Source organism: Amycolatopsis alba DSM 44262 (genome assembly GCF_000384215.1).
Classification (GTDB): domain Bacteria; phylum Actinomycetota; class Actinomycetes; order Mycobacteriales; family Pseudonocardiaceae; genus Amycolatopsis; species Amycolatopsis alba.
In genome coordinates, this window is the sequence record NZ_KB913032.1 from 7,551,109 (window position 1) to 7,572,031 (window position 20,923).

At 66.6% G+C, this 20,923-nt stretch carries 17 protein-coding genes and 1 pseudogene; 8 read left to right on the forward strand and 10 right to left on the reverse strand.

The genetic code is table 11. From position 1 onward, the window contains the following. Positions 1 to 62 precede the first annotated feature (62 nt). Both AMYAL_RS0135390 and AMYAL_RS51135 read left to right on the forward strand, forming a co-directional pair. Complete coding sequence (locus AMYAL_RS0135390) at positions 63 to 1,019, forward strand: phosphotransferase family protein (protein ID WP_026467714.1); 957 nt, start codon at positions 63 to 65, stop codon at positions 1,017 to 1,019. Positions 1,020 to 1,534: 515 nt separating this feature from the next. Next, a pseudogene (locus AMYAL_RS51135) lies at positions 1,535 to 2,043 on the forward strand (DUF3885 domain-containing protein). A 93-nt stretch (positions 2,044 to 2,136) separates the two neighbouring features. Here the strand turns inward: AMYAL_RS51135 and AMYAL_RS46840 are convergent. The 4 genes from AMYAL_RS46840 to AMYAL_RS49995 form a co-directional block, all read right to left on the reverse strand. Continuing rightward, on the reverse strand, positions 2,137 to 2,625 hold the full coding sequence (locus AMYAL_RS46840; protein ID WP_084702209.1) for a phosphoribosyltransferase family protein: 489 nt from the start codon (positions 2,623 to 2,625) through the stop codon (positions 2,137 to 2,139). A gap of 389 nt (positions 2,626 to 3,014) precedes the next feature. Next, positions 3,015 to 3,608: an NAD(P)-dependent oxidoreductase gene (locus AMYAL_RS46845; protein WP_245193229.1), complete on the reverse strand. Its 594-nt coding sequence runs from the start codon at positions 3,606 to 3,608 to the stop codon at positions 3,015 to 3,017. A gap of 345 nt (positions 3,609 to 3,953) precedes the next feature. Beyond that, positions 3,954 to 4,844: a nuclear transport factor 2 family protein gene (locus AMYAL_RS0135420; protein ID WP_020636040.1), complete on the reverse strand. Its 891-nt coding sequence runs from the start codon at positions 4,842 to 4,844 to the stop codon at positions 3,954 to 3,956. Next, on the reverse strand, positions 4,837 to 5,016 hold the full coding sequence (locus AMYAL_RS49995) for a hypothetical protein (protein WP_143267748.1): 180 nt from the start codon (positions 5,014 to 5,016) through the stop codon (positions 4,837 to 4,839). Before AMYAL_RS49995 ends, AMYAL_RS0135420 begins: the two co-directional genes overlap by 8 nt. On the opposite strand from AMYAL_RS49995, the gene AMYAL_RS48225 reads away from it, so the two are divergent. Further along, positions 5,015 to 5,830 (forward strand): helix-turn-helix domain-containing protein, encoded by an 816-nt coding sequence (locus tag AMYAL_RS48225; RefSeq protein WP_039794636.1) that lies wholly within the window; start codon positions 5,015 to 5,017, stop codon positions 5,828 to 5,830. The genes AMYAL_RS49995 and AMYAL_RS48225 overlap by 2 nt on opposite strands. Before the next feature lie 211 nt (positions 5,831 to 6,041). Here the strand turns inward: AMYAL_RS48225 and AMYAL_RS0135430 are convergent, their stop codons facing one another. From AMYAL_RS0135430 to AMYAL_RS0135445, 3 genes are all read right to left on the reverse strand, one after another. Then, positions 6,042 to 7,175, reverse strand: a complete 1,134-nt coding sequence (locus AMYAL_RS0135430; RefSeq protein ID WP_026467716.1) for an epoxide hydrolase family protein — start codon at positions 7,173 to 7,175, stop codon at positions 6,042 to 6,044. A gap of 308 nt (positions 7,176 to 7,483) precedes the next feature. After that, positions 7,484 to 8,290 carry an SDR family NAD(P)-dependent oxidoreductase gene (locus tag AMYAL_RS0135440; protein ID WP_026467717.1) on the reverse strand — a complete coding sequence of 269 codons (807 nt, stop codon included), beginning with the start codon at positions 8,288 to 8,290 and terminating at the stop codon, positions 7,484 to 7,486. A gap of 67 nt (positions 8,291 to 8,357) precedes the next feature. Beyond that, on the reverse strand, positions 8,358 to 9,140 hold the full coding sequence (locus AMYAL_RS0135445; protein WP_020636045.1) for an MBL fold metallo-hydrolase: 783 nt from the start codon (positions 9,138 to 9,140) through the stop codon (positions 8,358 to 8,360). Positions 9,141 to 9,233: 93 nt separating this feature from the next. Between AMYAL_RS0135445 and AMYAL_RS0135450 the strand changes: the two genes are divergently transcribed. Next, positions 9,234 to 9,836, forward strand: coding sequence for a TetR/AcrR family transcriptional regulator (locus tag AMYAL_RS0135450; protein WP_020636046.1), 603 nt, complete (start codon positions 9,234 to 9,236; stop codon positions 9,834 to 9,836). A gap of 344 nt (positions 9,837 to 10,180) precedes the next feature. Continuing rightward, the gene (locus AMYAL_RS0135455) at positions 10,181 to 10,405 is read left to right on the forward strand and encodes an ArsR/SmtB family transcription factor (protein WP_280632815.1); all 225 of its coding nucleotides are present in this window, start codon (positions 10,181 to 10,183) and stop codon (positions 10,403 to 10,405) included. A gap of 45 nt (positions 10,406 to 10,450) precedes the next feature. Here AMYAL_RS0135455 and AMYAL_RS0135460 read toward each other — a convergent pair whose 3' ends face one another. Further along, on the reverse strand, positions 10,451 to 10,762 hold the full coding sequence (locus AMYAL_RS0135460) for a hypothetical protein (protein ID WP_020636048.1): 312 nt from the start codon (positions 10,760 to 10,762) through the stop codon (positions 10,451 to 10,453). Positions 10,763 to 11,009: 247 nt separating this feature from the next. Further along, on the reverse strand, positions 11,010 to 11,258 hold the full coding sequence (locus AMYAL_RS0135465) for a hypothetical protein (protein ID WP_026467718.1): 249 nt from the start codon (positions 11,256 to 11,258) through the stop codon (positions 11,010 to 11,012). A 360-nt stretch (positions 11,259 to 11,618) separates the two neighbouring features. Between AMYAL_RS0135465 and AMYAL_RS0135470 the strand changes: the two genes are divergently transcribed. Further along, positions 11,619 to 12,617, forward strand: a complete 999-nt coding sequence (locus AMYAL_RS0135470) for a ferritin-like domain-containing protein (RefSeq protein WP_020636050.1) — start codon at positions 11,619 to 11,621, stop codon at positions 12,615 to 12,617. A gap of 97 nt (positions 12,618 to 12,714) precedes the next feature. Here AMYAL_RS0135470 and AMYAL_RS46855 read toward each other — a convergent pair whose 3' ends face one another. After that, the gene (locus AMYAL_RS46855) at positions 12,715 to 17,793 is read right to left on the reverse strand and encodes a DUF2599 domain-containing protein (protein ID WP_051137588.1); all 5,079 of its coding nucleotides are present in this window, start codon (positions 17,791 to 17,793) and stop codon (positions 12,715 to 12,717) included. A gap of 509 nt (positions 17,794 to 18,302) precedes the next feature. Between AMYAL_RS46855 and AMYAL_RS0135480 the strand changes: the two genes are divergently transcribed. Together AMYAL_RS0135480 and AMYAL_RS46860 are read left to right on the forward strand one after the other, a co-directional pair. Beyond that, complete coding sequence (locus AMYAL_RS0135480; RefSeq protein ID WP_039794638.1) at positions 18,303 to 19,286, forward strand: hypothetical protein; 984 nt, start codon at positions 18,303 to 18,305, stop codon at positions 19,284 to 19,286. A 1,148-nt stretch (positions 19,287 to 20,434) separates the two neighbouring features. Further along, positions 20,435 to 20,893, forward strand: a complete 459-nt coding sequence (locus AMYAL_RS46860; protein WP_020636052.1) for a pentapeptide repeat-containing protein — start codon at positions 20,435 to 20,437, stop codon at positions 20,891 to 20,893. Positions 20,894 to 20,923 lie beyond the last annotated feature (30 nt).

Below are 20,923 nucleotides of genomic sequence, written 5' to 3' on the forward strand. Positions count from 1 at the left end.
GGCCACACTCCTGGAAACCAGGCCTGGCCCTGACGGTTCATGATCCGGATAGCATCGCGGTCATGTCGCACGGTAGCCCCATCAATTCCGGCCCCACGCAAGTGGCGGAAGAGATCCTCGAGCTGCACGGAGCGGAATTCGATGGCGCAACACGCGGCCGAGGTTGGACCAACGCCACCTGGCTGGCTGACGAGTTCGTCGTCCGTGTCGCGCGCGAGCCGGGTCCGTCGGACCTGCTCCGGGAGAAACGGCTGGCCACACTTCTCCCGGCCGAGGTCGGTTACCCCGCGATCATCGACGCCGGTGTCCGGCACAGGCACGAATGGGTACTGACCCGGCGGACGGTCGGGGAGAACCTCGAGGACGTCTGGCCGTCGCTGGATCATGCTGCCAGGGCGCGAGCGGTCGAACAGATGTGGGAACGGGCGCTCCATGTCCATCGTGTGGAAACGGCCGCGGCCGTACCGCACGCCCGCGCCCGCTCACCGTTCTTCCCGCAGAAGGCGGAGGAGGTGACGACGTCCCTCGTCCGACTTGTCAAAGCAGGAGAACTCACCACGTCCCAGGCCGCGGGGCTCGGCCGGGTGCTCGACCGTTTCTGGGCCGTGTTGCCGGACGCACCGCGGGCGTTGAACCACGGCGATCTCTGCTTGCCGAACACACTGTGGCACGACGGCGAGGTCGTGGCCCTGCTCGACTTCGAGTTCGCCGTCGTCGCGGCCACCGCGATCGACCTCAACGAGATCGTGAAGATCGCCTTCGCGCCGGGTGCCTCCGACGAGCGCCTGCCACTGCGGGACGTGGTGACCCGGATCGCCGGATCCGCACTGACCACCGCAGGCGGGCCGGACGTTCTCCTCGGCTACTCGATCATGCTCGAGACGTGGCTGCTTGAAACGGAACTGGCCGCAGGCGACGACGCCGACGAAGCCGGCCTCACGGCGTCCGCCGCGATGCTTAGAGCGTTCGCCGAGGGTGACGGAGGCTACTTCGCGCCGCTCCTGGCCGATCTCCGCTAACGGCCTGCGGCCCTGACCGGTCGCGAATCACCTTCGCTGCGGGAGCTACGCCCGCGACGGCGTCATAGACGACCGTTAAACAGGTCGCCGCGAACCGCATAGCTTTCCGACGTCGATCATATCGGCCAGGCGCACAGCCATCAGTCGTTGTCGCGCCGCCCCGAATGGTTGCCATCCGCACGATCGGAACCCGCCTGTACCACCGGGAAGACAAAACGCACCTGAGACCGATCCGGTTGGTGACCGTGGACGCCGTCGGGCACGGTGCGTACCAGTCGTGATCGGCCAGGGCGATGACCCGGTTCACAGATTCAGCGACGAAACGTCCGCTCATGCCGAATAGCGGATAAGAAACTGCGTAGAGCGGGCTCCGCGCGTAGGTTCATCGGGCTCGGCGATCCGGTGGCAGGCGGAGCCTCAGCCGGCTGGCAGTTGGAGAAGGGTGACCGTGTGTCGGACGACGACCTGTCAGCGCTGTGGCGGCAGCAGTGGCCGGGTGCCCTCCTTTGTCCCACATGGTGAACCGCGCTTTCCCTGATCGGTGGGTACGTTTCCACAGCCTGCCGGAGTCCAAGCGTTATCCCGACCACGACGCCGAGTACGACGTCGTACTGCATCGCCACAACTCGATTCTCGACGAGCTGTTCCAAGGGCAAGACATACGAATCATCACAACCCACTGGTCCGACGATCCGGAGCCGCAGGCGATGTCGCCACGGCGCGCACGTCAGCTTCCAGGCGCTCGCCACTGGAGATCCCTGCTCGACGACGAAGACGACACCGACCCCACTACGCCCACCTGTACGTCGACCGCACGACCTGGCAGCCCGGTTTGCTGGATGACCTACTCCGCGACGTGGCCGACGAAGTTGTCGCCGATGTGATGATCACCAATCTGTCCGTCGACCGGATACACGCACCCTACGACGGAGGCGCCGACGTCCTGCTGCCCACGACCGCCGAACGCGACACCGTGAAGCGCCGACACATCGATTGGCTGTCCGTTCATTCCCACGGCTACTGACGGCCCGACGTCCGCTCATGCCGCTGTGCGGATGGTCAGGTCACCGACACAGTTTCCGGGATGAATCGCAGACCCAAAAGGCGGCCGAAGAGGTCAGAGCTCCCGGACGTGCAGCAATGACCGAACGTTCAGCTGTCGCCGAACCTGGTTGCTGTGCAGTGCGTCGACCACCGTCGCGGCACCGATCCAGGTCGCCTCCGCGTCCTCGACGAGGAGGTGGGCGGCGTTGGCCTGGCCGCCGGTTTCGATCCAGTCGTCGACGAACAGCACGCGATCGCCACTGGTGACCAGGCTCTTGCGGAAACCGAGGGTGAGGTGGCGGTCCTGGTAGTCCGGTGGCGTGGTTCGCTGCAGCCAGACATCACTGTCGCTGGACGCCACACGGTCTTTGCGAACCTCGACGAACCCGACGTCGAAGTGCAGAGCGACCAGCGGCCCCAGGAGGCAGCCGCGGGTTCGACATCCTGTCGGACTCCCGCCGTCCGGACCGGCTGCACCTGGTCGGTGCGTGGACCCTCGCGCACGAGATTCGACGGCGGCACCCTCTCGCAAACCGTCGGAGACAGGCTCCGCAGCCAGCATTTCAAGGCGTGGCCGCTGGACACCGTCATCGCCGAACTGACCCAGGGCCGGCCGTACCGGCACGTCATGGCTACGAACTCGGCTTATGTTGTGGGTTTGTTATCTGTCCACACTCTTCCTCGGATCGTTCCGACGTCAGAGTCCGAACGCGTCGCCTTCGATGAGGACCAGACGCCCAATCCTGATCAGGACGATGGGTAGCAGGATGTGGCCCCAGCGGGACAGCGCACGGGCAATGACCGGGCGGCTAGCGAAGAACCGGCCGACGGCACCGCACAGCTTCCCCAGGTGGCCGGCCGCCGCCTTGGGTCTCCGAATCCGGCGAGCGGCGTGGGCGACCCGCGGGCAAGCCGCCCATGGGCCTTCAAGTCAGCGTGTGAGTGGGACAGCTACCCGGCCGGGGAACTGCGGGTTCTCCGCTTCGTCGAGCATCGCGGCGGCAACGGTGTCCCGGCTGACCATGATGCGGAAGATGCTCTTGGGGAGGCATCGAGCCCGACGGCGCGCCGGTGCGGGCTGATCGGTTTGTTCGTCAGGGGTCCGGCGTGGAAAACCGTCCCGCCGGCTTCGGTGACCATGGCGTCCGACTCGACCTTGTCGGCGACCTCCGCTCCGAGTCCCTTGAGGACCAGCCGGTTGAGCGCGCTTGCCACCGTGGCCGAGGGGCCTGTGCCGTAAGCACCCAGCCAAATGACGCGGGCGCCCGACGCCACCGCCGACCGGGCGCCCGCGGTCAGCACGCCCGGCTTCGTCCCCTTGGGCACACCCAGTCCGGACAGCACCAGTTCGCTGCCTTCGAGCGCCGAGTCAATCTCGTCAGTGTGGAACACGTCCGCGACGATCTTGGTCAGCCCAGGGGCGTCCGGAACGGTGATCCGGTCGGGATTGCGGGCAACGGCCCTGACGATGTGGCCACGTTCGAGTGCCTGCCGGGTAAGGGAGAGTCCGGTCGGGCCGGACGCGGCGAGAACGGTGAGGTGCATGAAAATCTACTCCTGGGGGTCGATGTGAACGATGTTTCCAGTTCGCGCGACGCCGTGCGGGGGCCGGTTTGTCCCCTGCTTTCCGGCCCCGCGCCCTCCATCAGGCGAGACGCACGACCGGTTTCCCCGACCACTCGCCACTGCGATCAGCTCCGCGTCCGAGTCCAAGGGTTCGATGCGGCCGACGCCTATCCACAGCCTGTCCCCGACGACCCAACGCGTCAGTACTGTGAGGTCCTGGTCGACGCGTGAGTCCTCGAACAGCGGGATGAACGTGCGGATGTCCCACTCCGGCAACTCCCCATCGTCCAGCAGAGCACCGGGCGTAATCTGACGAGCCGGATTTCAGTCGAGGATGTTCAGCTGTGCCGATGTATCCGGGGCATCGACCGGATCGAGGTAGAAGCGGACCGCTCTGGCGCGACCGTCCTCGACCCGGATGATGACTGTGCCGCGGATGGTCTCGACGACCCCGTCGGCCCGCGTGCCGATCATCTCCCACTCCGTCCACACCCGGTCACCGTCCACCACGGAATCGATGACCCTGGCGTCCAGGCCGTGTGAATACCGGGCGAAAATCGTCGTGTAGTTCGCGCGAACCTGCTCGACACCGCGGAAGGAACGATCGGGGTGCACCGGCATCACGCAGTCGAAGTCGTCGGTGTAATTGGCCACCAGCTTGTCGACGTCACGATCGGACATCGCCGCAGCCATTCGAAACGGAACGGCGCGCACGTTGTCAGTCGATTTACTCGCTTCTCGCCCGCCTTTATCCGCAGACCCCGCAGCGATCGCGTAAAGCTCGGGGTTGCCTGCGAAAGGCGCCTTCCGCACGACGCGGATGTACCTCAGCCGCCATTCGTTATCGACCCGCTGAAGGTCGATGTGCCAGAAAGCCCGCACGACGAGCCAGTCGACCTCGTCGGCGGGAACGTGGTGGTAGGCCACCACGAAACTCCGGTAGGTAGCGTGGTCGCCCTTGAGCTCGACGATGACGTTGGAGGTCGAATGGTGCGTACTCTGAAACCCTTCCAGCACCGCCCGGCTGGCGGCCACGAAATCATCGGCACTCAATTCTTGCGACGGCGTACCCAAGTGCTCGGAAACATCCATCGTGACGGTGTCGGCAACGATCGCACGCAGACCATCCCAGTCCTTGAGATCCTGCGACCAAGCGAAACGAGCCACGGTCTCGGTGACAGCGACCCGGTCGGCGAGACGATTGACATCAGTCATGAAATTCCTTCATCGAGAACACCATCGATAAAATATCGGGAGGGGCGCGTGTCAACACAGATTCGCGCGCGCTGTCTCCGCCTTCCTGGTGGTCATTCTTCCGGATTTCGGCTGCCGTAGCAGGGGCCAGGATGTCCCCTCCTGGCGGATGCCGCTGATATTCTTCGGTCATGCCGGACGCGAGCACTCTGGGAATGGCGTTGCGGGAGCGACGTGAACGCACCCGCCCCGAACAAGTGGGTGTCGTCGGTCACGGCCGCAGGCGCACGGGCGGCTTACGCCGGGAAGAGCTCGCCGAACTGGCCGGCGTGTCGACAGATCATCTGAAACGCATGGAGCAGGGCCGTCGGCATCCCTCGCCTGGCGTGTTGAACGCCTTGGCCCGAGCACTCCGGGTGAGCAGGGCGGAGTACGAGCACCTGTGCACGCTGGCCGGTTACGCGCCAGTAGAAGGGCAGGTGCCACGGCGGCTCAGTCCTGGCGCGCGCCGACTCGTGGAGCGGATAGAGAGCACGGCGGTGTGCGTGCTCGACGCCACGTGGACGGTCGTCGGCTGGAACCGGGCTTGGGAAGCACTGGCCTGCGGGGCGCCCTCGCTCCACCCGCGCGAGGGCAACATCCCCTGGCGGGTGTTCGTCGGCCAGGGCGGCCGGGTGATGCGGTCGCCAGGTGACGACGCGCGCTTCCGGCGCCTGCTGGTGGCCGAACTGCGTGCGGCATCGACCCGCTACCCCGAAGACGAAGACCTGGCGTCTTTGATCACCGACCTCCAGCGCGCCAGCGCCGTGTTCGCCGAGCTCTGGGCCAACACGCCCACCGCCGGGCAGCACGACAGCCGGATGCTGCTGCAGCATGAGGACCTGGGGCAGATCGCACTGGACTGCGACACCGTCCACATTCCCGACGGCGACCTGAGGGCGGTCGTGTTCACGGCAGACCCGCGCTCGGCCGACGCGGACGCCGATGACGAACACTTCGGCCGGTGATCACTTCCCAACGTTGCTTCGTGGCCGGTGCGCGGTGAGGTCGGTGACGCCGCTGCGGGCGGCGAGGTCGCGGGTGAGTCGGGCGTTCTCGACATGAGCCGCCGGACGTCCGAGCCTTGAGCACGGCGAGTGACCGGGTGGTGTATAACCACCGTCCGCACGACAAGCTGCTGCTTGGTGATTGGTGACCGCGCACTCGCCCACCCGGTTCTCACCGCAGCGGCCGGAAGAAGTCGGTGAGGTCGTGAGCGAGCAGCTCGGGTTCTTCGTGTGCGGGGAAGTGACCGCCGCGGGGCATCTCCGTATACCTCGTTACGTTGTAGGTGCGCTCGGCCCAGCTGCGCGGCGGCCGGGTGAGATCGGCCGGGAACAGCGCGACGGCGGTGGGCACATCGATCCGCTCGACTCTGCGCGTCATGTTCTCGCTGTACTCGTAGTAGGGCCGGAACGAGGTCGAAATGGTGTTGGTGAACCAGTAGAGCGACGCCTGCGTCAGGAGGAAGTCGTCGCTGAACCGCGACGACAGGTCACCTCCGCAGTCGCTCCACGCGCGGTATTTCTCGATCATCCATGCGAGCAGCCCGGTCGGCGAGTCGGCCAGCCCGTAGCTCAAGGTGACAGGTCGGGTGCTCTGCTGATGCTGATACGCGCCTTCCTTCGCCGACCAGGTCGTCACCGAGTCGAGGTGGGCGCGCTCCTGCGCGGTGATGCTCTCCTCGTCGTAGGCGACCGGACCGGCGACGGCCGTCAAGTGGATACCCACCAGAGCGTCGGGATGGGCTTCGGCCAGCCGGGAGGTGATGCCCGCGCCCAGGTCTGAGCCGTGCGCCCCGTACCGGGCAAGACCCAGTTCCTCTCGCATGAGCAAGTGCCACAGTTCGTGGGTCTGCACGGGATCCGTGAGCGAAGGCCGTTGCGGGGAGAAGGCGAATCCCGGCAGCGACGGGACGATGACGGTGAACGAGTCCGCCGCGCGACCACCGTGCTTGGACGGGGTGGCCAGTCGCTGGGCGAAGTCGGTCAACTCCAGGAACGAGCTGGGCCACCCGTTGGTCAGGACGATCGGCAGGGCGTCCGGAGCCTCGCCGTCGAAACGCAGGTAGTGCACCGGTGTCCCGGCGATGTCCGCGACGTGGTGGGGAAGAGCGTTGATGGCGGCTTCGTGAGCACGCCAGTCGTAGCCGGTTGCCCAGTAGTCGGCCAGTCGCCGCAGCTCACCGGGTTCGGTTCCGGCTGACCAGCCGGTCACCGGCCACGCAACCGGCCATCGCGTGGCGGCCAGACGAGCTCGCAGCTCGCCGAGTTCGGCATCGGTGACCTCGAGTACGGGCTTAGTGAGCCTAATGGTTTTCTCCTTGCACTCGCGGAACGTTGTCCTTGCCGGGCTGCTCGGCAGTCTTGGCGATCGCGGCCCGTGCCGCCTCCTGTGACCGCGGTCCGGTCGCCAGCAGTGCGTGCGTGATCATCCCTTCGAGCAGCGCATCCAGGCGTGCGGCGTCGTCCGCGTCGGTGAAGCGGACCAGTACCTCTTGGCTGCTCCTGGTCCACCTCTGGGCCAGGACGCGCAGTTCGGGGTTGTGCAGTGCCGCGGGGGTGCGGCTCGAAACCGAGGACCGCGCCGTGACGGCGAAGTTTACGTCAGGGAGGCTGGCGTCAGATGTCCGTGCCGACGCGTTCGAAGGCCAGGGTGGGCAGGTCGACCGCGTGCGCGCCGCCATCGGCGACCAGTACCGCGCCGGTGATGTACGACGATTCCGGCGAGCCGAGGAACCAAACGATGGAGGCAATCTCGTCCGGTTCGGCGGGGCGCCGGAGCGGGACCTCGGCGGTGGCCCGGCGGTAGCCTTCGTCGCGCCCGCCGGCAAACCCTGCCGCTTCGGCGAACTGGTCCATTTCGCCGTCGGCCATCGGAGTGCGAACCCAGCCGGGGCAGACCGCGTTCGCGCGGACACCGCGGGGCCCGTAGTCTCGGGCGATCGACCGGGTGAGACCGATCAGCGCGTGTTTCGCGACGGTGTACCCCGCGACGTTGGGACCCGCGAACAGACCGGCCAACGAGGACACGACCACCACCTGTCCCCCGGCTTGCACCAGCGCGGGCAGCGAAGCCCGGCAGAACACGAACGCGCTTGAGAGGTTCGAGCGCAATGCCAACTCCCACTCCTCGTCGTCGGTGTCAGTCACCGACGACAGCCCGTGCCCGCCGGCGTTCGCGACGACAACATCCAGCCGCCCGAACCGACCGACGATCTCCGCGACCGCGTTCTCCGCGTCCGGGGACACGCTGGCATCACACGCGATGACGTGCGCACCGGTCTCCTTCGCCACCTTCTCCAGCGGTTCGCGCCGCCGTCCGAGGACCACCACGTTCGCACCCTCGGCCGCGTAGCGGCGGGCCACCGCCGCACCAATGCCCGTACCCCCGCCGGTGACCGCGACGACCCTGCTCCCTGTACTCACCTGAAGTCCTTTCCCTTGTCCTGAGCCGACTGTGTCGATGCCAGATCCACATGGCGGAGTTTCGGCCTTATGTGGTCAGGTCCAGCCACTCGCCGACGGGCAGCACGCGCGCGCGTGTTCCCGCGTGCGCGCGGAACTCCTTCTCAGGGTCGGCGACCTCGACGTAGCCCGCGATCTTGTCCGGCTGCTCCGCCTCGTAGTGCATCGGTACCGCGTACCGGGCGTCGAGGATCTCCGCGGCCGCGGCGGACTGTCTCGGGTCCATCGCGGCGGGCAGCGGGCTCGGCGGCTGCAGGTGCGGCGCGTCGACCACGGCGCCGTTGGCGGGCAGGAACACCGCGTCTAACGGGCTGAACCGACGCGCGACGAGCCACCAGTAGCCGTGGAACATCGTGTCCCCACCGTGGAAAACCCGCTGCCCATCGGCTTGCACCACCCAGTTCACCTGCGGATCGCCCAGCCCGTCGACGGCAGGGACCGCGGTGGCTCGGAACGGCCCGATCTCGCGGGTGGACCAGGCATCCACGACCTCGATCGTCAGCCGGCGCACCTCCAGTTCACGCTCGGCCAGCAGCGTCGTCACGTTGTCCACGTCGTCGCCGTGACCGGGCGCCGGTCGCAACACCGGCGCCCCCGGCACCAGCACGTCCGCGAGCGCGGCCGCGTCGGTGTGGTCGCGATGCAGATGGGTGACCAGCGCGGCGGTGACCGTCCCACTCGGCGTCGCCAGCCCCTCACCGGGCTTCCACCCGGTGAACAGCGGTGACAGATCCCGCACGTAGTCGATCACCAGACGCTGGTCGCCCGCCTCGATCTCCAGTCCGGCCCAGCCCAGCCGTCGCACCCGCATCTCGCACTCCTTCGCCTCCGGTGGATGCCGCGAAACTTAGCGTACGCACGTTCTCCAAATCAATAGCGAACGTGCGTACGCTATCCTGGCCACATGTCACCTCGACGCTCAGCGGCCGAAGCCCTGGCCACCCGTGGCCGGATCCTCGACCGCGCCGCCGCGGTCGCCTCCGAGGAAGGGCTGGACGGCATCACCATCGGCCGACTCGCCGACGAGCTGGAGATGAGCAAGTCCGGGGTGCACAAGCATTTCGGCACCAAGGAGACACTGCAGATCTCCACATTGGACAAGGCGTTCGTCGACTTCTGGCACCGAGTGGTCGAACCCGCACTGGCCGAGCCACCGGGACTGCGTCGGCTGCGCACGGTATGCGCCAACTCCGTGAGCTACCTGGAGACGCCGCTGCTCCCCGGCGGTTGTCTGATGACCGCGGCCCTCAGCGAGTACGACGGCCGCCCCGGCCGGGTCCGCGACGCGGTGGCCGAGGTGTGGTCACGCTGGCGGGAACAACTGCGGGCGGACCTGGCCGCGGCCGTGGACAACGGCGAACTACCCGCCGGGCTCGACATCGACCAGGCACTGTTCGAGATCATCGCCGCCGGGCTGGCACTGAACGCGGCCATGCAACTGGAGCACGACCAGACTGCCGCAGGGCGAGCCCGCCGCGCCATCGAACGGGCCCTGGACCAGTCCTGACCGCACGCCAGACCGTTGCCCAACCTGTGAAGCCGGTCCCCCGAGCGGGGTTGGCAGTCAGCGTCGCCGTGGAAGACGAGAGGGCCAAGCACAGCGGCGGCTAGCAGAGCACAGGCGACGCGAGCGCTTCGCCCGGAACCGGTGGGAGCACCTCAAAGGAGGAACCGCGGACAGAACAAGCGAGTCGGCGTGGAGCGTGAGCGCGGCTTCCAACACAAGCATGGCCGGCACCGGAACGCTGTCGATGTCCTCACGCCACGCTGCCAGCCCGGTCGACTTTCAGCTAGTGACGGTAACGCACTGTCACCGGGCTTGCATCGCGCGACGCCGAGCCCCCGAACTCATTGGAAGCGCTGCTCGGACCGACACGAGCCCGCGTACTGATGAAGGTCGCGGGCGGTTCCTGGAACACCAGTGAAGTCGCCGCCGGGACCGGAATCTCGGCGACCTCGGCCAGCCAACACCTGACGGTGCTGCGCGAAAGCGGGCTCATCGACACGACCCGGCGAGGCCGGGCCCGGCACCATACGATCACCACATTGGGCGGGATGATCATCCGTGCCTGCTGAGAGACATACGCCGCCCGGCACGACACCGGGCGGCGGACAGCGAGACTAGCGAGTCGCTACTCCGTACTGGCTTCCGACGATCTTGCCGTTGCCCAGGCAACCGACCGCGGAATAGGTGCTGCCGTAGTTCCTCCACGGGCCGAGCCGCACCGCGGACGCGTTGTCACACTTGATCGCGGCGGCGAACTGCGTCCCCGGACCGCTCGAACAGCGAGCGGCGATCGAGTTGTGATTGGCCGAGACGTCGATGACGCACGAAGGCGCCGCGGACACCGAAGCCGACGCGGGCGCACCCGCGGTCAGGACGCAACCCACGGTAGCCGCGCCCACCAGCAACGCTTTGACGGTTTTCGACATGGTCAATTCTTCCTTCGCTTCCAGAAGAGCCCCAAATGACCGGACGACAGTGGAACGAGTTCCACCCAGATGATCCGCGGCTCCGTTCGGAACCGTCATGATCACGAAGTCCAACCTGCCAGCGCGCGGGACAGGGCAACAAGAGGGCGACCGATGATTCAGCTGAGCACGAAACGTTCTTTCAGGGTCTTGAATATGCGAGAGCAAGGCGCCGGAGGAGGTGGTCCGGCGCCTCGCCCGTTCGAGATCAGCCGAGGCCGAGGATCGTCCCGTGGTCGTCGTCGCAGTGATGGTGATGGCCGCTGAGATTGAGCAAGAGGTTGAGATTCAGGTGGAGACCGATGCCGTGGTGGTGATGATGTCCAGGGTCGTGGTCGGCGACCGCGGCCGTGGCTACGGGTGCGGCCGATGCCGCGCCGGGGGCGGCGAGCAGGAATCCGAGTGCCGCGAAGGGCAGCGCGGCTACGACGATCATGCGACGGCGAATGGTGCTCACGGTTTTTCTCCTTCTCCTCGAACGAACATCGGACGCGACCCGCGGATGGCCAGGAGGCTCGTCCGAAACGGATCACGGGTGTTTCGAGCGGGAGGGCGCGCCGGACTGGTCGCGAAGCCGGAACCAGCCCTGTGAGTGAACGACGTCGAAAACCGAAGTGCAGAGTGGAAAGACACCGTGGGCACTGGCCCCGGCCCGGATGCATCAGGAGTGTTCGCCTGATCCGGTGATCCGGACCAATCCATTGTCGGAGCGGGCACGAAATGATCGGTCAACGAAAGATCCAGCCCGCGCGCTTCGTGACGCGCGGGATACGCCCGGTGCCGTGCGATGTCACCCTGGGCGGGAAGGAGATCGCCCGTGTTCGGCAAGCGCTTCGCCGCCTCGATGATCAACCGCAGTGCCGAGAACGAGCCGGATCGCCGCCGCTTCCTGCGTGCCGCCGGAGTGACCGGACTCGGTGTCGTCGGCGCCGGCGCCCTCGGCGGGCTCGCCGCCGGGACGGCCGCCGCCACCACCCGACAGGCCGCCGCCGAAGCCGCGGCCGAGGGTGTCAGTGACGCCGCCGTCCTCAACTTCGCGCTCAATCTGGAATACCTGGAAGCCGAGTTCTACCTGCACGCCGTCACCGGAAAGGGACTCGCCGACTCGTCAACCACCGGAACCGGGACCCGCGGCGGAGTGGCCGGCGGGCGAGCAGTGAAATTCAAGACCAAGGCCGCCAAACAGTACGCCCAGGAAATCGCCTCCGACGAGAAAGCACACGTCGAATTCCTGCGGTCCGCGCTCGGCTCCGTCGCGGTCAGCCGCCCGGCGATCGACCTGCAGGCCAGTTTCACCGCCGCCGCCCAAGCAGCCGGCCTGGTCCGGAAAGGACAGAGCTTCGACGCCTTCGCGTGCGAGGAGAACTTCCTCCTCGCCGCCTACCTGTTCGAAGACGTCGGCGTCACCGCCTACAAAGGCGCCGCGCCCCTGATCACCAACAAGGCCTACCTCGAAGCCGCGGCCGGGATCCTCGCCGTCGAGGCCTACCACGCGGCCAACATCCGCAGCGCCCTCTACCAGCACACCGGCGGCATCCTCGGGCTCGGCCTCCTGGGCCGAGACCTCCGCGAAGCCAGCGTCAAACTCTCCAACGCCCGCGACAGCCTCGACGGGAAGAACGACCTCGACCAGGGCGTCATCGACGGCCAAGGACGCGCGAACATCGTGCCGACCGACGGCAACGGCATCGCCTACAGCCGCTCCCCCGGCCAGGTCCTCAACATCGTCTACCTCAACCCGAAAGCCGTGACCTCCGGCGGCTTCTTCCCCAGGGGCGTCAACGGCGACGTCAACACCAGCGACCCCAACGGCTGATCCCGCGAAACGCCGAGGAGCACGGGTCACTCGGACCCGTGCTCCTCGCGCCCTTGTAGCGACATAGGCCCGAAGCTCGCCGCTCACCGGATGAGGGTTATTCCGGATTGCACCCGGCTGTTATGCATCTCCCTGTCCCGATGTCGTTGCGGGCAGGGTCGAGATTCCAAGACGACCTGCCGTTGTCCATCCACTCTGCCGCGAGCCAATGGCACAGGAATTGTTGGAACGTCGAATCTGACTCGACTAGGTCCTTGGGGGCACCTGCCGCGAGTGCTTTGTCCTTGAATTCACTCCACGCTTGCCAGGCCGTCATGGCACCGCTCAGACCTGGCGCGAAGGACGCAAACGCCGCAGCCTGCAGTTGACGTGGAGTGTTGATGGCTTCAAGCAACGGGTTGGTGGTGAGCAATGCTACTTGCCGTCCCGTATCCGTCGGCACGATCAAGATCGTGCCGCCCTCATGCGCGTTCGGATGGCCAGGTGGGAGCCACTCGACCTTCCCGAAGAAGTCCGTCCTTCCGGTTGGCACGACCGGAAGTGCCAGACCTAGGACTTCGAGAGCGTTCACCCCCGGCATTTCGCCTGTGAGGTCGAAAGAGTTGACGGGGTCGCCGTTGACGTAGTCGTAGTTGTTCGCCGATCCACCGGAGATGGGGTCGGTCTGCAGGAACCGGCCAAGCACCGGGAGATAGGTGCGAGCACCCATTTCCAGGGCCTGCTGGCTGCCGACGTGTTCGACCGGAACGGTGTGCCGGCCGAGCCATCCGAAGTCCATGCCGCCCTCGGCGGTGGCCGAGATCGGGATGTCGCCGAACGCCCCGGTCACCGGGTCGATGTTCTGGCCGAACGGGTCGTACAGGTGGATTGTTCCGGTGCGGGCGGCGGTGCCGTCCGCGGTGAACAGGATGTCGCCGTGAATGTTGGGATAGGACCAGTTCGTGGCCTTGGCCTGGTCGTAGTTCTTGGTGAGTACCACACCGCCAGGCAGTTTCAGCACTCGTTGCCGCAGGTTCCCTGCACTGTCGAGGACGAGATCTGGGCCGCCAGTGTCGGCGGCGTAGCCGTAGCGGGTGACCTGTGCGGCTTTGGCACCGTCCTTCACCGTGCGTGCCGTGATGCGGTCGGTGACGTCGCGGGTGTAGGTGACCGAGCGCCCCGCGGCGGTGGTGGTGGACACGTGGCGGCGGGTCGAGTCGTACCCGAGGGTGTCGGTTCCGACCTTGGTCGCGTTGCCGTAGACGTCGTAGGCGAAGGCGAGGGCGGTCCCGCCGCTGGTGGACAGGAGCCGGTCGGCGTTGTCATAGCAGTAGCCGGTGCTGACCGCGAGCGCGCCACCCCTGCTGTCGGTGAAGCGGGTGCGGTTGGTGTTCGACCCCGCTCTCGGGTTGGGTCCGCAGCCACCGTCGCCGTCGTAGGCGTAGGTCAACTGGTGGTGCGGCACGATGGCCGCGACCAGGCGGCCGACACCGTCGTAGGTGTAGGCGGAACGATAGGAGGTGTTCGGAGCGGCGGTGTCGGTGACGGTGTCATCGGTGATGCGCTGGTCGCGGGACCGGACGACCGTGTCCGTGACCGTGGAACCGGACACGGCCCAGGAGACTGCGGTCAGCGCGCCCGCGTCGTTGTGGTCGATCGCGAGCTTCGAGGTGTTGCCGTAACCCACGTTCCGCAACACCCCGGCGTCATACCCTGGCGTCGCGACGGCGACTCCGTCCAGGTCGAGGCGGGTCAGCCGGGACGCGTTGCTCCACCGGTAGTTCAGGCTCGAGGTGACACCTTTGACCGTGCTGGTCTCACTGAGCTTGCGTCCGGCGATGTCGTACTTGCTGGTCGACACCACGCCGTTCGCGTCGGTGTAGGACACGACCTGCCCAAGCAGGTCGATCACGCTGGTGGTGGATCCGCCGGCGTCGCTGATCTTCTTGACCAGCGGGTCGCCGCCCACCGCGTAGTCGTAGGTGATGGTCCGCGGCTGCTGCCCATCCATCGCCGGGAACGCCTTCTTCGCAACCCGACCACGACTGTCGTAGGTGATACACAGCCACGGCTCACTGTTGACACGGGTGGCGACCGTCTGACCGGCCGCGTTGTACACCTGCTCGGCAGTGTTGGCCGAGCCGTCCGCGTTCTTGGCCGCGGTGAGAGTCTTCGCCATGCCGCCCTGGCTGACTGCGGCGGATTTCGCGTCACACGGGTTGGCGCGGGTCTCGCTCCCGTTGTAGTAGCTGGACGTTCCTCGTTTGCCGGGGTCGGCGAGGTCGCCGCCAGGCAGCGCTTCGGCCAGCCGCCGCAGATATCCGGTGCCAGGCTGTTCGAAAGTGTTGCGTTTGGTCAGGGCGAGTCCGCTGGGGTCTGCGGTCGTCGACACCTGCAGCCCGAACACCGGGTCGATTCCGTGCTCCGGATCCGAGTACCCGGCCACCGTCTTCGTCGCCGGTGCGCGTTCGACACTGCCTCCTGAGCTACTGTCGGTGATCTTGCTGGTCTCATGCCCGTAGCGGGGTGCCAGGTTCGTACCTGGCACCGTCACCGGTGTCTGGGCCCCAGGTGGGGTCCAGGTGAAGTTCAAGGCCCCGGTGTCGCCGGCGCGGTTGTAGTAGTCGACCCGGATCCGGTGCAGGCTACCCGCCGTCGTGTTCCGGTAGCTGCCTGAGACGGCGGCGCCGGGTTTGTCTGTCCAGCTGTCCACTACCAGGAAGTCGTCGATCCACAACCGCACGCCGTCAGTCGCGGTGAAGCCCACTTCGTAAGTACCGGCGGCCGGGAACCGCATCTCACCGGTGAACCGACCGGACCAGCCACCGGTGGTGGCCACGGGCCTTGTACCGCCCCAGTTACCGACCAGCGATCCATCGCCGGTGCCGATCCCTGTCTGCCACACAACGGGCGGCCCGGCCAAGAACGGGTTGTCATACAGCTCCGCCTGCAACCCTGCCATGCCCCCGTCGTAGCCGAGGCGCCGGTGCGGCAGCGTCGCCGCGCACGTCGGCGTCGGGACCTCGCCGGCGAAACACGACGCCGGGCCGGGACCGTAACTGTCCGTCAATCGGTCGGCGTGATCGTAGACGTTGCTGATGCGCCTGCCTTTCCCGTCGGCGCTCGCGACGGACTTGTCCTTGGCGTTCCATTCCATCTTCGCGGTCACCCCGTCCGCATCGGTCACCGTCAGAGCACGACCGGCGTCGTCGTAGGTCACCGTGCGAGAGCGCTGGAAGTCCTCCACTCCGGACACTCCGACGAACGCCCGTCTGTTGTCGAGGTCGTGGCTGTACGTTCGCCCAGGTCGCGGCCCCGCCGCCAGGCGGCCATCGGCGAACGGCGCCAGGATTCGCACCACTCGTGCCCTCGCCGGCTGCCACGGTCGTTCGACGAAGGCGCCGTAGTCGATCACTGTGCGTTCGGTACCCCAGTTCTCGAGAGACGGTTGTCGTGCCACCCAGTCATAGGCCACACCGTCGCGGAACTCGGCCAGGGGGCCAAGACTGTCCTTGGCTTTCTGGCGCTCCTCGTCATTGCGCGCGTAGTCGAAGGCCTGCTTGGCCCGCAGTTCGTTCGTGTAGTTCATGTCCCGGATGTCTGCACCCGGATTTTCGATGCGTCCAAGGGAGTCCAGCACATACCACAGCCGGGTTTCGGTACCGTCCCAATACCGGATTCGACAGAGCTGCTGCGCCGGGGCCGCGTCCGCGCCTTTCGGACGGGGCACACCGCCGTAACAACGGTCACTGCCGTCGGTGTTGTAGAACAGCTCGTGCGCCCTGTCGGACACCGGATCCTTGATCTGCGTCAGCCGAGGTATCGAACCGCTGTACAGGTACTGCAAAGCAGCCGGTTTCTTGCTGTCCTGCACCGACGCCACCGTGGCCAGGGTGCCGTCGACGTTGAACACCGACATCGAGCCGGCCTGGGTCACTGAGATCCGGCCGCCCGCGTCGAAGGCGAGCACCCCGTCTTCACCCGCGGGCGGCTGGTAACCGCCAGTGGAGACCTTGCCCCACGTGTGCTTTCCGCCCGCGTTGTCGGTGAGCACCACTGACCCGTCCAACATCTCGGCTTTGCTGTACCCGCTGCCCGCTAATCCCAGCGTCCAGCCCCCCGGCAGCTGCGGCGGATCGGCCGAGTACAGCCATTCCGTCGGCACGATCTTGGGTGGCAGGCTGTGGCTACGCTGATTGTCGGGGCCTGTGGTGCTCTTGGCCCACAACACCATCCTGGGACGTTCCTTCGAACGGTGGTACAGCTCGATCTTGATCGGAACCCGCTGGCCCGCGGTCAACGCCACCTCCCTTTCCTGCCTGGGACCCGGCTGAAGAAAATCGTCGCCGATCGCCGCGGGATTCGGATTGTCGTAGACCAGCTTGTCGCCCACCCACATCTTCGCGCCGTCCGCGTGTCCACCGGCGAAGCGAAAGTCCCCGGTCGCGGAAGCCCGGAAGTAACCCTCCCAGCGGATGACGAACCAGTCCTTGTTCAAAGCGGGCGGCATCGGATCTTCCCGCCACGGGAAGTTCTCCGGCACATCGCTCCACATGTTGCCCCAGTCCAGATTGACCTGAGGTTCGCCTCGCACCATCACCGGAACGTCGTCCGGCACCCCGGCGTGCCGCGAATCGTTGAAATACGACGCCCGCACCCCTCGAGGCTCACCCTGGCGGGAGTTGTACGTGAACGTCACCCCGGCGGCGCCGCCCACCGACTCGAACTTCGGCCCGGCGGCTTCGACATGGACATTGCCATTGAACAAATTCACTGTCGCGGGCCCCAGCACGTCGGTCGGCGACGGTCCAGGATCACCTACCCGCTGATTGACCGTGAAGTGCCCCACCCATTTCGGCGGCGTGACTGTTTCCGGGCGGCCACCCGGTGTGGCCGTGCCAACCGTCCAGCTGTACTTGCCGCCGTCGTGCAGCACATGGAGTGGAACCGTCCACTGTGGGGTCGACAGACATCCCGAATCCACCACACTGCCCGATCGACCGTCGACCCCGGTCGACACCTTGAAGCAATACAGGACGCCGCTGCCCACCGCGACGACCTGCAATGTCGGCGTCTCGGTGGCGACCACGGCCTGGTCGACCGGACTGACCAGACTCGTCTCCGGCGCCGAACCGTCCCGTGCACGGGGCGCACGCCCGCCAGCCAGCGGAGTGAAATCGGCCGCCGGCTCCTGCATAACCGGTGCCTGCCCAGGAGTCGCCGCTTTCGCCGAATCATCCCTCGGCGCCAACGGCGGCATCATCGGCAGATCCCGTGGCACCTCTGCCGCCTCCGATCGTTGTGGCGTCACCACGGTCTGCGTCAGAGACGCGCACAACGCGATCAGTACCGTCAGCACGAGCGCTCGCGCGCGTGCTCTTCCCCCAGCAAACATCAGCACCCCAACGAGATCCTCTTCAACCGAGCGGACCGCAACCTGATCAGGAACGGTAGTGACAGTCGATGAAATCCGGATGAAACGATCAGTGATCGCTCAGCTGGCCCTCGGCCGAGGGATCAGTAGCGCCGGAGCAGGCCGCAGCACCGAAGTTTCCCCGCATGGGGAGAGGCCTTCCCGGAAAGGCGCGGGCACTGGGCAACCTATCCGGCCGCGACTGCGTGAGATTCGCAGGATGGGGAAGAATAGGGAGATTCATGAGTATTCGGACAACGCTTCGAACGGGTGTCCTGGTCACGGTCGCGGTCATGACCACAACGCTGGGGGTGGCGTCGGCGGAAGCGACACCGGGCTGGCAGGCGACGCTCCTGCCGTTGCCCGCAGGGCACCCTGGCACGTCGGGCTTCGTGTTCGGCACTGACGGGAAGGGCGGTTACGCCGGCGAACTCGCTATCGACGATCGCAGTCAGGTGGTCACCTGGCGGGACGGAAAGCCATCGGTACGAGGCGTCCCGTCCGGCTACGAGAACGCGCACGTGCTCGACCAGAACGGCGCCGGAACCGTGCTCCTGCAGGCCTACGGCGCCGAAGCGAGCATGACGGGCATCTTCCTGCTGGACGATCAAGGGTTCCACGAGGTCCCGGCACCCGCCGGGTATACGAAAGCACACGGCCTGGCGCTCAACGAGCGCGGTGACGTCCTCGGCACGGCTTCGGCGGAGAAAACGGCCGAGCAGGTGACCGTCGTGTGGCCCGTGCGGGGCGTCGGTCCGGTCGTGATCCCGACCGATGGAGAGACCTGGCCCACCGATCTCGACATCGACGGGACCGTGCTGTTCGGCTCGACCAGGGGTCCCTACACGTGGCGGAACGGGACGGTGGAGAAGCTGGCCGTCCCGGCCGGGTACACCTTCGCGCTGCCTCGTTCGATCAGGAACGGGACCGTCGTCGGCAGCGCCGACGCAGCCGGGGTCAACGGATCGACCGGTTTCCGGTGGACATCCGCCGCCGCACCCGAGCGCCTGGCCGATTCCAGCGCCGGATTCCGGGTCAACGGATCAGGGCTGATCGCCGGAGCGCTGACCTCCGAACCGTCGGTGTCCTACGGTCACCCCGCGGTCTGGCAAGGACCCGGTTCAGTCGCCAAACTCCCGTTGCCTGACGGTTTCGCCGTGGGGAGGGCCTACGCGATCGGCGACGACGGCGCGATCGCCGGAATCGCCGCGAACGGGCCGCTCGACGAAGGCGGCGCACCGGTCGTGTGGCACCGAACCGAAATCGGCCACGGCTAACCAGAGCACGGAACACCGCCGTGGGGCGAAAAGGCACCCCACGGCGGTTCCAGCCGACGAGGGCCCGCCGTCGAGGCCGGCGCGACAACGGTGACGACCGTTGTGTGACAGCGCGCTCCTCGACCACGATCGGCCATCACTCGACGACACTGGCTGTCTGAAGGAACCGATAGCCAACCGTCGAGCTCAGCTATCCACCGCTCAGGCTCACGATGTCGGTGGCGGAGGTGGTCCAGGCGCGATCTCTCACGGGACCGCGAGGGCGTACTCGGAGCTGACGACGACCGCGCGGCATGGCCGTCAAGGTCACATGTTTTCGTTGCCGGGAAGGGTGGAGCTCAGGCTCCGGTCTTCGGGGCCGGGGTAGCTGGTGTCCGGCGAGGCGACGGACGGATGGCCGTTTGCGCAACAGGTGATGCCGGGCGGAGTGCTGTCCGCTCCAGCAGCCTTCCAGCCGGTCTCCGCGCCGGCCGCTCCGGCCAGTGACAGGACGGCACCTACCACCGTCGCGGCAAGCACGCTTGCTGAGGAAATCCGACGAACCGGGGACATCTTTCGCTCCTGAGATCTCGCGGCGATCAGGCCGCGCTGGCTATGAAGGTATGAAGTGACCGCAGATGCGCGCGTGTTCTGACCGCACTTACCGCACCTCAGAGTGCTGTCTGCCCTGCGTCGGTAAACGGCGGAAACGTGGCGCACTTCACCCACCACACCCGCACGAGCCAGGACCCTTCCATGCGTCCACTGTGCTGACCGGCGCCCAGTTACCGCGATCCATGACTCGTTGGGCGCTGGTGCCCTTGTGCTGCCACTGGTAGCTGACCGGCGCGACCTGTCCCGTGCGCTCCTGCTTGTGGGGCCGCTGCGACTGCGCGTCGGCCGTTCCAGCCATCGATACGACAGCACCGATCACTACAGCGGTGAGCACACCAACCGCCCCGCCCCTGCGAACCCTGGACATCCACCACGCCCCCTTCCGTTCCTGCAGCACCTAACAATGATCAACTACCTGCCCGACGCTACCCCGCACATCGGTGAAGCCAGCGAAGGAAAGGCCTTTCAGCCACACATCTGAACCCTCACGGGCAAACCTGCACGACAGCGCACCACACATCCCGAGCGGACACCGGCGGTCGACGTACCCAACCATGGCCGCGTTGCTGGCGTTAGCCACACTCATCGACCTCGACCTGCATGATTGCGAGATCAACGAAGCTAGGTTTAGCAAGGCAACCTTCGAAGGCGACGCCAGGTTCCACGGGGCGGCCTTCATCGGCGACGCCAACTTCGCCCAGGCGACCTTCAACGGCGGCACCATGTTCGTCAGGGCGACTATCCAAGGTGTGGTTGTTGTATCCGAGGCACGCATCCGCGTTGATTCAATGAAGAATTCGTCCTGGCCACCGGGGTTGACCGCCAAAGCCACAGGCTCGGCGTCCCCCACCACGTCCGGGCGCACCGCAGCCATCCAGCAGCACGTGCTCACCATGCCCTCATCCGTGGTCGCCGACGCCCTCGGCTACCACGCGGGCACCACCACCAAGATCGCCACACGAGCAGGAACCACCTGGAGTCGCTACGCCCCAGGCGATCACTCACCACCATGACCACGACGAACTCGCGACAGTTGAATACGC